This window comes from Kribbella sp. NPDC056951 (genome assembly GCF_042674205.1).
In the GTDB taxonomy this organism is placed as follows: domain Bacteria; phylum Actinomycetota; class Actinomycetes; order Propionibacteriales; family Kribbellaceae; genus Kribbella; species Kribbella yunnanensis.
In genome coordinates this window covers 995,779-1,008,613 of record NZ_JBHUQZ010000003.1, presented here as the reverse complement: position 1 = coordinate 1,008,613, position 12,835 = coordinate 995,779, and the positions used below count along the sequence as shown (strand labels likewise).

General features: G+C 67.9%; 15 protein-coding genes. 9 read left to right on the top strand and 6 right to left on the bottom strand.

Features of this window, described 5'->3' with window-relative positions; translation table 11 throughout:
- Window positions 1-3: 3 nt before the first annotated feature.
- Complete coding sequence (locus tag ACFTSF_RS17905; RefSeq protein ID WP_380154782.1) at window positions 4-624, top strand: VOC family protein; 621 nt, start codon at window positions 4-6, stop codon at window positions 622-624.
- On the opposite strand, the gene ACFTSF_RS17900 is transcribed toward ACFTSF_RS17905, so the two are convergent.
- Window positions 621-1,580, bottom strand: a complete 960-nt coding sequence (locus tag ACFTSF_RS17900; protein ID WP_380154781.1) for an HpcH/HpaI aldolase/citrate lyase family protein — start codon at window positions 1,578-1,580, stop codon at window positions 621-623. The genes ACFTSF_RS17905 and ACFTSF_RS17900 overlap by 4 nt on opposite strands.
- 103 nt (window positions 1,581-1,683) lie before the next feature.
- On the bottom strand, window positions 1,684-2,574 hold the full coding sequence (locus ACFTSF_RS17895) for a GNAT family N-acetyltransferase (RefSeq protein WP_380154780.1): 891 nt from the start codon (window positions 2,572-2,574) through the stop codon (window positions 1,684-1,686).
- Window positions 2,575-2,621: 47 nt separating this feature from the next.
- On the opposite strand from ACFTSF_RS17895, the gene ACFTSF_RS17890 reads away from it, so the two are divergent.
- The 5 genes from ACFTSF_RS17890 to ACFTSF_RS17870 are packed head-to-tail and all read left to right on the top strand — an operon-like array spanning window position 2,622 to window position 6,416.
- Complete coding sequence (locus ACFTSF_RS17890) at window positions 2,622-3,128, top strand: hypothetical protein (protein ID WP_380154779.1); 507 nt, start codon at window positions 2,622-2,624, stop codon at window positions 3,126-3,128.
- A 24-nt stretch (window positions 3,129-3,152) separates the two neighbouring features.
- Window positions 3,153-4,415, top strand: coding sequence for a magnesium transporter MgtE N-terminal domain-containing protein (locus ACFTSF_RS17885; RefSeq protein WP_380154778.1), 1,263 nt, complete (start codon window positions 3,153-3,155; stop codon window positions 4,413-4,415).
- Window positions 4,405-4,917, top strand: a complete 513-nt coding sequence (locus tag ACFTSF_RS17880) for a DUF1003 domain-containing protein (RefSeq protein ID WP_380154777.1) — start codon at window positions 4,405-4,407, stop codon at window positions 4,915-4,917. Before ACFTSF_RS17885 ends, ACFTSF_RS17880 begins: the two co-directional genes overlap by 11 nt.
- A 31-nt stretch (window positions 4,918-4,948) precedes the next feature.
- The gene (gene htpX / locus ACFTSF_RS17875; protein ID WP_344152003.1) at window positions 4,949-5,848 is read left to right on the top strand and encodes a zinc metalloprotease HtpX; all 900 of its coding nucleotides are present in this window, start codon (window positions 4,949-4,951) and stop codon (window positions 5,846-5,848) included.
- Window positions 5,849-5,852: 4 nt separating this feature from the next.
- Window positions 5,853-6,416: a hypothetical protein gene (locus ACFTSF_RS17870; protein WP_380154776.1), complete on the top strand. Its 564-nt coding sequence runs from the start codon at window positions 5,853-5,855 to the stop codon at window positions 6,414-6,416.
- Here the strand turns inward: ACFTSF_RS17870 and ACFTSF_RS17865 are convergent.
- Window positions 6,395-7,513: a hypothetical protein gene (locus ACFTSF_RS17865; protein ID WP_380154775.1), complete on the bottom strand. Its 1,119-nt coding sequence runs from the start codon at window positions 7,511-7,513 to the stop codon at window positions 6,395-6,397. The genes ACFTSF_RS17870 and ACFTSF_RS17865 overlap by 22 nt on opposite strands.
- A 163-nt stretch (window positions 7,514-7,676) precedes the next feature.
- On the opposite strand from ACFTSF_RS17865, the gene ACFTSF_RS17860 reads away from it, so the two are divergent.
- Entirely contained in the window at window positions 7,677-8,822 is a 1,146-nt protein-coding gene (locus ACFTSF_RS17860; protein WP_344151994.1) for a P-loop NTPase, read from the top strand.
- 7 nt (window positions 8,823-8,829) lie between these two features.
- On the top strand, window positions 8,830-9,447 hold the full coding sequence (locus tag ACFTSF_RS17855) for a GNAT family N-acetyltransferase (protein WP_380154838.1): 618 nt from the start codon (window positions 8,830-8,832) through the stop codon (window positions 9,445-9,447).
- Here ACFTSF_RS17855 and ACFTSF_RS17850 read toward each other — a convergent pair.
- Complete coding sequence (locus tag ACFTSF_RS17850) at window positions 9,385-9,630, bottom strand: hypothetical protein (protein ID WP_380154774.1); 246 nt, start codon at window positions 9,628-9,630, stop codon at window positions 9,385-9,387. The two genes, ACFTSF_RS17855 and ACFTSF_RS17850, sit on opposite strands and share 63 nt — an antisense overlap.
- A gap of 257 nt (window positions 9,631-9,887) precedes the next feature.
- Between ACFTSF_RS17850 and ACFTSF_RS17845 the strand changes: the two genes are divergently transcribed.
- A complete protein-coding gene (locus ACFTSF_RS17845; protein WP_380154773.1) occupies window positions 9,888-10,898 on the top strand; it encodes a helix-turn-helix domain-containing protein in 1,011 nt (336 codons plus the stop codon).
- Between the two features lie 27 nt (window positions 10,899-10,925).
- Here the strand turns inward: ACFTSF_RS17845 and ACFTSF_RS17840 are convergent, their stop codons facing one another.
- Both ACFTSF_RS17840 and ACFTSF_RS17835 read right to left on the bottom strand, forming a co-directional pair.
- Complete coding sequence (locus tag ACFTSF_RS17840; protein WP_344151985.1) at window positions 10,926-11,267, bottom strand: sec-independent translocase; 342 nt, start codon at window positions 11,265-11,267, stop codon at window positions 10,926-10,928.
- Between the two features lie 48 nt (window positions 11,268-11,315).
- Window positions 11,316-12,770: a trypsin-like peptidase domain-containing protein gene (locus ACFTSF_RS17835; protein ID WP_380154772.1), complete on the bottom strand. Its 1,455-nt coding sequence runs from the start codon at window positions 12,768-12,770 to the stop codon at window positions 11,316-11,318.
- Between the last annotated feature and the right edge of the window lie 65 nt (window positions 12,771-12,835).

Below are 12,835 nucleotides of genomic sequence, written 5' to 3'. Positions count from 1 at the left end.
GGTGTGACCAGCAAACGTGGCCGCCCGCGACACCCCGACGTACTGACTCCTGCCGAGTGGCGGGTGGTGGACGCGGTCCGGCACGGGATGTCGAACCGGGAGATCGCCACCCGCCGCGGCATCAGCGTCGACGCGGTCAAGTTCCACGTGGCCAACGCGCTGCAGAAGCTCGGCCTCGCCCGCCGGGCCGAGCTGCGTAGCTGGCGCGGTGTACCGGTTGGCAGCGCACTGCGCGCCTCGCGACAAGGAGTCTTCGACATGGCACTTCAGCTAGGCGTCATCGGGCAGATCTCGCGCCCGGCGAGCGACATCCCGACCGCCGTGCACTGGTACGGCGAAGTCCTCGGCCTCCCGCATCTCTACACGTTCGGCGATCTCGCCTTCTTCGACTGCGGCGGCACCCGCCTCTTCCTGAGCGCGAGCGAGGAGACGGCCGCCGAGCCGTCGGTGCTCTACTTCCGGGTCGACGACATCCAATCGGCGTACGACGAACTGCTGGCGCGCGGCGTGGAGTTCGAGAGCGCCCCGCACCTGATCCACAAACACGACAACGGGGTCGAGGAATGGATGGCGTTCTTCCCCGACCCCGATGGTCACCTGCTGGCGCTGATGGCGCAGGTCTAGTCCTCGGGCTTCCAGACCTGCGTGCGGGTCATGCCGGCCGCGCGGCCCTTGGCGGAGATGACCAGCGCCATCTTGCGGGAGGCCTCGTCGATCATCTCGTCGCCGAGCATCACCGCACCGCGAGCGCCACCGGCTGCCGAGGTGTAGTGGTCGTATGCGTCGAGGATGTTCTCGGAGTGGTCGTAGTCCTCCTGGCGCGGCGAGTAGACCTCGTTCGCGGCGGCGATCTGGTCCGGGTGCAGCACCCACTTGCCGTCGAACCCGAGCGCGGCCGAGCGGCCGGCCACCCGGCGGAATCCGTCGACGTCCTTGATCTGCAGGTACGGACCGTCGATGGCCTGCTTGCCGTAGGCGCGGGCCGCCATCAGGATCTGCATCAGGATGTAGTGGTAGGCATCGCCGACGTCGTACCCGGGCGGCTGCTCACCGACCACGAGTGACTTCATGTTGATCGAGGCCATGAAGTCGGCCGGGCCGAAGATGATCGTCTCGACCCGCGGCGACGCGGCCGCGATCGCGTTCACGTTGGTCAGGCCGAGGGCGTTCTCGATCTGCGCCTCGATACCGATCTTGCCCGGCTCGTAGCCGTGCACCTTCTCGATCTGGGTGAGCAGCAGGTCCAGGGCGACCACCTGCTCGGCGGTCTGCACCTTCGGCAGCATGATGCAGTCCAGGTTCGCGCCAGCACCGCCGACGACCTCGATCACGTCCGCGTAGGTCCACTCGGTGGTCCAGTCGTTCACCCGGACCACGCGGACCTTGTTGCCCCAGCCGCCCTCGTTGAGCGCCGCCACGATGTTCTTGCGGGCGTCCACCTTGGCGATCGGCGCGACCGAGTCCTCCAGGTCGAGGAACACCTGGTCGGCATCCAGCCCCTTCGCCTTGGCCAGGAACCGCGGGTTCGACCCCGGGGTGGCCAGACAAGACCTTCTGCTCCGCAGGACCTGTTCAGACATGTGCCGACCTCCTTGGTTACTCACCGGTCACCGGCAGCGTACGGCGAAATCGCGTCCGCGTCCGGTGACCGGGCTCACGTCAGCGCGTGATGTGGCCGGACTCTCACCGGCCGTGCTCCTTGGTGACCTGGGTACGCAGACCGACCGCGCGGTACCCGAGGTGCCGGTTGACGGCGAGCATCGGCTCGTTCTCCAGGTTCATGATCGTGTAGGCCGCCGTCACGCCGGCCTGGCGCGCAGCGGCGAGCGAGGCGGACTTCAGGACTCTGGCGAGGCCCCTGCGACGGTGAGTGGCCACCGTCCCGGTCATGTCGCTCCACAGCCTGTTCTCCTCGCGGAGGGCGATGGTGAAGGCTACGACCTCGCCGTCGGCAACGAACGCCAGACTGAGGTCGTGGTCGAACGAGGGCTCCGACCAGACGTCCTGCTCGAACCAGTCGAAGTCCGGATCGACCGCTGTCCCGCCAGGGATGTCGGTGGTGGTGGCCCGGTACGCCGGGAAGACGTCCGCCGGCGTCAGTTGCGTGAACGGGACCAGGGCCAGGTCGGCCGGGACTGGCGCGGCCGGCGGCAGGTCGTCGAGATCGAGACCGGCGTAGGTCAGCTCACCCGCCACGGTGAATCCAGCCCTAGCGGCGAACTCGGTACCTGCTTCGTTGGCGAAGCTCTGCACGAACCAGGAGGGCAGCGTCGCGAGCCACGCCTCACAGCGGCGCAGTAGCTCCGACCCGATGCCCTGGCGGCGGTAGTCCGGGTGAACCATCACGTGCAACGCGTACGCGTCATCCCCGGTCAGCCAGCCGGCCGGCCGTACCGAGGCCCATCCGATCAGCTGCCCGTCCCGTTCCGCCGCGTAGGCGGTGCCCGTCTCGCCGGTCGCCGCGGTGAGCCCCCGGAGGTGCCCCGCACGCGAGCTGACCGACTCCGGCCGTACGGCGGCGTTCAGAGCCACCAGTTGGTCCAGATCGTCGAGACTGCCACTCCTGATGTCCACAGGCGGAACCTAACCGCCCATCGGGCCAGCTGTGACAGTCTTAGGCCGTGGACGCAGCCGCTGAGATCGCCGGGGTGATGAAGAAGGCTGGGCTCGTCTGGCTGACCTGGGACGGCAGGCGGCCCGCACCGGCCTGGTTCGCCACGGTGGACGGCCAGTACGTCGTACTGGCGGATGCCGACGGTAGTGCGGAGCAGCCGTTACCGGGGCTGGCCACGGCGGGGACCGCGGAGGTCGTCGTACCGGCTAAGCCCGCCACGACCCGGCTGGCCAGCTGGAAGGCGACCGTACGGCGGCTGCAGCCGGGGACCGAGGAGTGGACGGCGGCCGCGTTGGTTCTGCGGACCGAGCGGCTCAATGCGGCCGGACTGGACACTCAGCTCGAGCGGTGGCGGTCTGAGGCGGACCTGCTGGTGTTGGAGCCCACGGGCGAGATCACCGGCTTCGACGGAGCCTCGCCGTACGAGACACCAGCTGGGACACCGGCCACCACGCGCGGTCCCAAGCCGATCACGCTGCACCGGCGCGTCCGTCGGCGTCGCAAGTTGAGCTGAGGGCTTGCGGGTTAGCCTTCGAACATGAGTGGGCCTACGCGTGTTTATGTCGCACGGCTGGCTGGTCTGCCTGTTTATGACCCGAATGGCGACCAGGTCGGCAAGGTGCGGGATGTGGTCGCGATGCTGCGGCAGGGGACGCAGCCGCCGCGGGTGCTCGGGCTGGTGGTGGAGGTGTTCGCCCGGCGGCGCATCTTCGTGCCGATGACGCGGGTGACCTCGGTCGACGTCGGACACGTGATCACGACCGGTCTGGTGAACATGCGGCGCTTCGAACAGCGCGCGACCGAGATCCTGGTGCTGGGCGAGATGCTGGACCGCACAGTCACCGTTCGGGAGACCGAGACGACCGGTGTGGTCTTCGACATGGCCATGGAGCAGTGGCGGACCAAGGACTGGGTGCTGTCGAAGGTGGCGGTCCGCGAAGGCAGCAAGCGGTTCCGGCGCCGAGGGCAGTCGCATGTACTCGACTGGTCCGAGGTGAGCGGGTTCGCTCACGTCGAGCAGGGTCAGGGGGCTACGCACATCCTGGCTGCGTTCGACTCGATGCGTGCCGCCGACCTGGCCGCCGTACTGCATGACCTGTCGCCCAAGCGGCGTAAGGAGATCGCTGCGGCGCTCAACGACGAGCGACTGGCCGACGTACTCGAGGAGCTGCCGGACGACGACCAGGTGGAGATCCTGGCCGGTCTGGACACCGAGCGCGCTGCTGACGTGCTGGAGGAGATGTCACCGGACGATGCAGCCGACCTGATCGCCGAGCTGCCGACAGAGACTGCGGAGCGGCTGCTGACGCTGATGGAGCCGGACGAGGCCGAGGACGTGCGGCGGCTGCTCACGTACGAGGAGCGCACTGCTGGTGGTCTGATGACGTCAGAGCCAGTCATCCTGCCCGTGGACGCGACTGTGGCCGACGCACTCGCTCACGTCCGCAACGCCGAGCTCAGTCCGGCTCTGGCCGCGATGATCTACGTCTGCCGGCCACCACTGGAGACTCCGACCGGACGGTTCATCGGAGTCGGCCACATCCAGCGTCTGCTCCGCGAACCGCCGTCAGAGCTCGTGTCCGCCGCTCTGGACACCGACCTGGACGGACTGCGGCCGGATGACAGCCTGACCGCGGTCAGCAAGTACCTGGCGACGTACAACCTCGTGGCGGCGCCGGTGCTCGACGACGAGGGCCGACTGCTCGGCGCGGTCACCGTGGACGACGTACTGGACCATCTGCTGCCCGACGACTGGCGCGAATCCGATCAAACGCAGGAGGTGGACCACGATGCCTCGTGACGACCGCAGTACGACTCGCACCACCACTGCTCGGCTGGACATACCGAAGGACTGGCGGCGGACGTTCGTCCCCGTGTACGACGCCGATGCGTTCGGGCGGCTGTCGGAGCGGATCGCGCGGTTCCTCGGCACGGGACAGTTCCTGGTCTACATGACCGCGACGATCGTGTTCTGGGTGGTCTGGAACATCTTCGCTCCGGAGGGTCTGCGGTTCGACACCTACCCGTTCATCTTCCTGACCCTCGCGCTCAGCCTGCAGGCGTCGTACGCCGCTCCGCTGATCCTGCTCGCCCAGAACCGGCAGGAGGCCCGCGACCGCGTCCAGTACGAGCGCGATCGCGACATCGACACCCGGACCCGCGCCGACATGGAGTTCCTGGCCCGCGAGATGGCGTCGCTGCGGATGGCCGTCGGCGAGGTCGCCACCCGCGACTTCCTGCGCTCCGAACTGAAGTCCCTGCTCGCGGAGCTGGACCGCGAAGCGCCTTTGGGGCCGCGCTAATCTCGGTGGCAGGTGAGAAAGGGTGCCGCCGATGAAGACCAGATTCGCTCCCGACAAGAAGCTGAACCGCCGGATGCTCGTGACGAGCTTCCTGCTGGGGCTGCTGTACGTCGGCTTCATCGCGGCCCTGATCGCGGTGACCGACAGCGCGGTGATCGCGATCGTGATCGCCGGTGGCGCGCTGTTCGTGCAGTACTTCTTCTCCGACAAGATCGCGCTCTACGCGATGGGCGGCAAGATCGTCACGCCGGAGGAGGCACCGCAACTGCACGGCGCGATCGACCGCCTGTGTGCGTTGGCGGACATGCCCAAGCCGCGGATCGCGATCGCCGATGTCGACCTGCCGAATGCGTTCGCCACCGGGCGGAATCCGAAGAACGCGGTGGTCTGCGTGACGACCGGGATCATGCGCCGGCTCGATGCCGATGAACTCGAGGGCGTGCTCTCGCACGAGCTGTCCCACGTCGCGCACCGCGATGTGGCGGTGATGACGGTCGCGTCGTTCCTCGGCGTACTGGCCGGCTTGATCACCCGCTTCGGGCTGTACAGCGGGCTCGGTGGGCGGCGTGACCAGAACACGGCCGTCATCGTGCTGACCATCGTCGCGATCTCGGCCGCGGTCTACGCGATCTCGTTCCTGCTGACCCGCGCACTCTCGCGGTACCGCGAACTGGCGGCAGATCGGGCGGGCGCCATACTGACCGGTCGTCCATCAGCCTTGGCTTCGGCGTTGACGAAGATCAGTGGGGACATCGCGCGAATACCGTCGCGCGACCTGCGCCAGGCCGAGGCGTTCAATGCGTTCTTCTTCGCTCCGGCCATCTCGGGCAAGGGCGTCTCGCTGTCGTCGCTCTTCTCGACCCACCCGCCGCTGGAGACACGCCTCGACAAGCTCGGTGCACTGTCTCGCGAGCTGGGCGAGCAGGCTTAGGTCTATGGGCTTTCTTGATATTTTGCTCGGCCGCAGCAAAGCGGTGCCGCCGAACCTCGACCAGCTGTTCTCGCTGCCGTCGGCGGCGATCACTCTGGAGACCGCCGGCGGGTATCACGCGACCGGTATCGGTTCGGTCTGCTTCAAGTCGGCCGAGGGCGGTGGGTTCACCGCGTTGCGTGCGGAGGTCGACAAGTTACTTGCCCTCGACAACGGTAAGTTCTCGTCCGTCACGGACTCCTACGGCTTCACCTGGTTGGTCCGCGAGACCACACCGGACAACCTCGATGGCCTCGTCACCGACCTGCACGGGGTGAACACGTCTCTCGTCGACGCAGGTTTCGGCCCCTCACTGCTGTGCACCCTGGTGAACTTCAGCAACGGGTCGAAGTCACTCGGGCTGGTCTACCTCTACAAGCGCGGCTCCTGGTATCCGTTCGTCCCGGTCGGCGCCGACCGCCGGGACAACGCATCCGAGCTGCAGATCAAGTCCCTGCTCGGGACCGATCTGCGGCTCGAATCCGACCTCGCGCGCTGGTTCCCCGTTTACGGCGCTCCCGGCCTCTGAATCGCTCGCGGCGCGGTTCCGACCGGGTCGCCGACCGCGCCACCGCCGAACTTCAGGGCGTACCAGTCGGCGTAGCTGTTGAGCTGGGTGAGTTGGCCGTCGTTGTTGAGGTCGACCTGGGCGGCGGTGTCGGTGGTGTCACCGTCGCAGTTCCAGTCGATCGGCTGACCGGCCGGTCCGCTGGTGGTCTGGGTACCGCTCGGGCACTCGTAGATCGTGCGCCACTCGTCAGCTGACGGTGTGCCGAGACCGCGCGGTTCGGACAGGCTGGTTTCGTTCAAGGGCGGCAGCGCCGACTCCTGGTAGCCGAAGTACGGGCTGCTTCCGTCGGCGCGCAGTACGCCGCGGTTGCTGAAGGCGTAGTTCATCACGCTCAGGTAGTTCGGCTTGAAGTTGATGGCGTCCGGGCCGCCGTGGTGCAACCCGAGCAGGTGACCGAACTCGTGGATGAAGACGCCGGTCCAGGTGTTCTCGGTCGGGTTCGTGCACACGGGACTCATCGCGACGATCGCCAGATCACCCGGCACTCCGAACGCGTAGCCGCCGCAGCCGTTGTTGTAGCGGTCCATGTAGAGGAAGTAGTGGAAGACCGCCGCCCGGGCCGCGGTCTGGTGAGTGGCCTTGGTTGCGAACACCTGCGACGTGTCGAGACTCGCGGCGTACGGCACCTCGTTCCCACCACCGAGGTTGTACTTCGTCCCGCCGGCCGGACCGAGGTCGACATGCAGCCGGATACCGGTGCTGCCGTTCGGGTTCGACACCGGCGCGTTGGCGTAGACCTCGACAGCCCGGTCGAACGCCTTGATCGGTCCGAGGAAGCCGGCCATGTGGTCGACCTCCACGAAGAGGTCCTTCTGGTCCGGGCTCGCGCCCATGGCCGGCAGGTCGACATCCACGATGCCGTCGCCATTGGCGTCGTACCCATTGCGTTCCCAGTCGTCCGGTAACGCGTCGCCGTCGACATCGGTCGCGTTGATCACGGTGGTTCGCGGTACGGCGGGTTGGGCCATCGCGGTGGTGGCGAGCCCGGCAACACCCGCGACGGCGAGGGCCGCGAGCAGGCTGAGGGTGGTTTGACGGGAGAGTCGGAGTCTCATGCGATCTCCTCGAGGACGGGCGGATCCTTGAGGCCTCACGGTAACTGGGTGCTGACAACGTTGCCAGCCCTTCTGTCAGAGCTGAACTAAGGGTCACCTTGCCGGACCTAGGTCACAGGGACCGTGGTCCGCGGGTTTCCGTCGAGCACGTAGCCTTGGGGGTATGGCTCCCACTGCTGATCAGGTGACCGAAGCTCTCGGTGGTGTGCTCGACCCGGAGATCAAGAAACCGATCACCGATCTCGGAATGGTCGAGTCCGTCGTCGTGCGCGAGGACGGCGTGGTCGCGGTCCGGATCCTGCTGACCGTCGCCGGCTGTCCGATGAAGGACACCCTGCGGCGCGACACGACGGCCGCGGTGAGCAAACTCGAGGGCGTCACCGGGGTCGAGATCGACCTCGGCGTGATGTCGGCCGAGCAGCGGAGCGCACTGCAGACGCAGCTGCGCGGCGGCGTGGCCGAGAAGGAGATCCCGTTCTCCCGGGCCGACTCGCTGACCAAGGTGTTCGCGATCGCCTCCGGCAAGGGCGGCGTCGGCAAGTCCTCGGTGACCGTGAACCTCGCCGTCGCGATGGCCCGCCAGGGCCTGTCGGTCGGCGTACTGGACGCGGACATCTACGGCCACTCGATCCCGGCGATGTTCGGTGTCGCCGACGAGCGGCCGACCGCGGTCGACGACATGATCATGCCGGTGCCCGCGCACGGCGTGAAGGTGATCTCGATCGGCATGCTGAAGCCGAAGCGCGACCAGGTGGTCGCCTGGCGCGGCCCGATCCTGGACCGCGCCCTCGTGCAGATGCTCGCCGACGTCTACTGGGGCGACCTCGACGTCCTGCTCCTCGACCTCCCGCCCGGCACCGGCGACATCGCGATCTCGGTCGGCCAGCGGCTGACCAGCGCCGAGGTCATTGTCGTGACCACCCCGCAGGAAGCCGCCGCCGAGGTGGCCGAGCGGGCCGGCACGATGGCGCAGATGGTCCACCAGCGCGTGGCCGGCGTCATCGAGAACATGTCCTTCCTCCCCTGCCCGCACTGCGGCCCCGAGCACCGCATCGAGATCTTCGGCACCGGCGGCGGCACCCGAGTCGCCGAAACCCTCTCAGCCCGCCTCGGCTACCCCATCCCGCTACTAGGCGAGATCCCGCTGGATGAGCGCCTCCGCAGCGGCGGCGACCTCGGCCAACCCCTCGCCATGGCCGACCCCGACACCCCCGCCGCCCAGGTCCTCAAGACCATCGCCGACAAACTCGGCGGCAAACCCCGAGGCCTCCTCGGCCGCCAGCTAGGCCTCAGCCCCGCCGGCCGCTGACGTCCTCCTGACCACCCCGCGGCTCCAACTGCGGCTCTGGCGCGAGGACGAAGTCGACCGCATCACCACCGCACGAACCAACCAGGCGACCGCCCACGTCCTACCCTTCATCCCGCAGCCCTTCGCGGCCGAAGACGCCCGCTTCTGGCTGCGTGACCTAGCCGACCAACGCACCGCCGGCACCCGCTACAACTGGTGCAACCTCACCCTCTTCCGGATCGAGAACGGCACTGCCGAGCTCGGCTACTGGCTCCACCCCGACGCACAGGGCCGCGGCATCATCGTCGAAGCACTCGAACGGGTAACCCGCTGGTTCTTCGACGAGTACGGCGGCCGGCAACTGCTGATCAAAACCGCGAGCACCAACCGCGCAGCCCGCCGTACCGCCGAGCGAGCCGGCTTCCGCCTGCTACGAACCGAACCGGGACAACTACAAACTGGCCACCGGCCCCGACACCCTCGTCATCTACGAGCGGTCATCATCCGCCGAAGAACAGGACGTATAGGCCGACAGGCCGTCGCCACCGCGGTCGGTCCAGGCCGGCCGAGTGGTTCCGTGGACCTATACGTCCTGTCCGTCGGAGGATCCGACCAGCGAGTTGGCCTCAGCCCTACCGTCCGCTGACACGCCGCATCGCGTGAGGTAGCGCGCGATCGCGGCCGTGTGATGACTGAACGGTTCATCGGGATTGTCCCAGGTGACGTAGATCCAGACCGGTCCAGAGCCGTCGACGGTGCCAGCGCCGTACTCGAAGTGCTTGACGCGATCGCCAGGCCGCAGCTGCCACCACGTCAGTTCGTCGATCATCGTTGCCCCGTAGGTGATTGCGCCGTTGTGGAACGGCCAGGGCGACAGGGCAGGAGAGAACCGCGCGCCGGCTACGCGCTCGAGCTCACCTGCCGCCCTGACCTCACCAGAACTCTGCTGCCAATGACCCTGCGGAACCACCGAGACAGTCAGTGACCATTCGCGACACTCCTCCCCGTGCCGCAGGGAGCTTTTCTGGCACCATGAGGAGGGTGACCACAGATCCACCGCCTCGGGGCGTTACGAGTGGAACGAGCTTGCGCCAAGAGCGGCGCCAGTGGGCTGCTGAGCTGCGAGGTCAGCACCGCACCTGGGTGGAGATCGCCTCGGCGTTCGCCGATCGGTACGCCGTAAACCTTCGAGTCGCTCTTCGGATGGCCCACGACTGGAGCCAGCGCGAGGCGGCGGAGCGGTGGAGCGAGCGCTGGCCTTCGGATCCGAAGACGTTCAAGAACTTCTCGTACTGGGAGCAGTGGCCGTCGTCCAGCGGCTATGCGCCGTCCCTCGACGTACTGGCTCGGTTGGCTGAGTTGTACGACTGCTCGATCGCCGATCTCGTCGCCGATTGTGCCGACTTCCGCGGAGCCGACGCGAACCATCGTGTCACGTCGCAACTGGTGAACCTGAAGGCAGGGCTCTCCGCGGCTGCCGACGAGGACGCCGTACGGCGTGCTGCGGACGAGGTGGAGAACACCAGCGCAGAGGTCCTGGGGCGCACCGTTGCGGCGTGGCTGAGCAAGGCGGACCCCAGACTTGGGCGCCGTCGGCTGCTCACCAAACTCTCCGCAGCGCTTGCGTTGGCCGCCGCCACCCCGGGGATCGCCGCGGCCGCCGAGGAGGAGTCGGCTCCCAGCCCGGCCGGCGAGCACGACCTGGGCGGCATCTGGCACTCGCGGTACTTCTATTACTCGACCGGCCGCGAGAGCCAACTCTCCTGCGAGCATTACGTGGTCCTTCGTCAGCAGGGCAATCGGCTCGTCGGCGAGAATGTGCCGGCCCGCAACGACTCGGTCCTGCGACTCGAGCTGACATTGCGAGGAACGGTCGCGACCGGCACCTGGTCAGAACGCACCACCGTTGACGGCTACTACCGCGGTCGCGAATATCACGGCGCCATTCAGCTGGTCGTTGACCCGATGGGTAAGGCCATGACCGGACGCTGGGTCGGCATCGACCGGAAGTTCAACGTCAACAGCGACGTCTGGGAACTCCAGTGGGTCGACGCGGCATCGTCAGCCGCGCAACGCGCCTACCGCCACCTCACCTAGGAGCCGTGTTCAAGGCCACAGCGATGCTCAGGTGGACTCGGGGTCGTAGGGGGGCTTGGCGCCGGCTGGGAGGCGTTGGGGGGCGTCGGCGAAGTCCGTGGAGACGGGCTTGTCGTCGTCGAAGTCGTCGCCGCCTTCGAGGAGGTGCTTGCGGACGAAGTTGCGCGGATTGAGGTCCTGCAGCTCGAGGTCGGCGAACTCCGGACCGAGCTCACTGCGCAGGTCGTTCTGCGCGTTGGAGACCATCCGGCGGACCTGGCGGAGCAGGTTGCCGGCGGTGCGCGCGAACTCCGGCAGCCGTTCCGGGCCGAAGACGAGTACGGCGACGATCGCGATCACGACCAGCTCGAGCGGCCCAATGCCGAACATGCGTTCACCTCACTTCTCGTTCCCCGGCACAGCGTACCTGAGCGTGTGTCAGCCGATCTGCTGGCCGAGCGTCACGGTCGCTTCGCGCGGCCGGCCACTGCGTTCGTAGACCAGGCGGACGCTCTCACCGGGCTGATGCGTGCGGATCGCCACGATCAAGGACTCGGCGGTGTCCACCAACTGCTGGTTAATTTCGGTGATCACATCGCCCACCCGCAGCCCGGCCCGGGCGGCCGGGGATCCGGCGGCGACCGAGCTGACTCGGGCACCACCCTCGAACTGCATGTCGATGGTCGCGCCGATCACCGGGTACGTCGCTTTGCCGTTCGCGATGAGCTGTTGCGCGGTACGGCGGGCCTGGTCGATCGGGATCGCGAACCCGAGCCCGATGTTGCCGGTCTGCCCCTCTTGCGCACCACGCACGGCGGCGATCGCCGAGTTCACGCCGATCACCCGAGCGTTCATGTCGACCAGCGGTCCGCCCGAGTTACCGGGGTTGATCGCCGCATCGGTCTGCAGTGCGTTGATGTACGACGCCTGGTCCGTGCTGTCGCCGGCCGTCACCGGACGGTTCTTCGCCGAGATGATGCCCGACGTAACGGTCCCGGCCAGCCCGAGCGGTGAGCCGATGGCGACTACGTCCTGCCCGACGATCGCGAGGTCCGACCGGCCGAACTGCACCGACGGCGCGTCCAGCCCGATCACCTGTACGACGGCCAGGTCGTACGCCGGTGAGCGGCCGACCAGGCGGGCGGTCTGGGACTTGCCCTTCTCGGTGATGATCTGGATCGAGCCGCCCTTGGCTGCGGACGCGACCACGTGGTTGTTGGTCAGTACGTGACCGGCGTTGTCGATGACGAATCCGGAACCGGTCGACTGCGAGTTGTCCGAACCCTCGACGCGGAGCTGGACCACGCTGGGCAGCAAACTGCCGGCCACCGCGGAGACCGAGCCGCTGCGGATCTTCGGGTCGGTGCCGGTCCCGACCGGGACCTCCGGCTGCTTGGTGATCGGACCGTTGCCGTCGCTCAGCGCGACCACAGTCACGGCGGCACCGCCACCAGCTAGCAGGCCGATGACGAGCGCAACGATCGCGGCGATCAGCATGACGCGGTTGTCGAGCTTCTTGGGCGGCTGCCCCGGTGTGTACGCGCGGGCCTGCTGCTGGTGCCAGTCCAGCGGCGGCGGAGGCACCGGGCCCTGGTAGCCGGGGCGCTCGGTCGGCCAGGCCTGGCCCGGGTAGACCGGGCGGAAGGTCGGCTCCTGCGCGCCGAAGCTGCGCTGCGTGACTGACCGCATCGGCTGCTGACCTGCGGCCGGCGGCTGCAGCGGAGGCTGCGGGAGCGCGGGTGACGGCGTACTGGCCGTTTGGCGGTAGGCCGAGTCACTGCGCGGGGACGTGAGCGGTGTGGTCCCGGTCCCGGGCGCAGGCGGCGTCAAGCCCGTCAGCGGGGCGCCACTGGGCGCAGCCGGGGTGCTCGGTTCGGCGTCGTTGGTGCTCACGTGATCGCCTCACTCGTGGTCGGGAACGTCGGCCGGAGCCACTCCCGAGCGTAGCCGGGAGAACC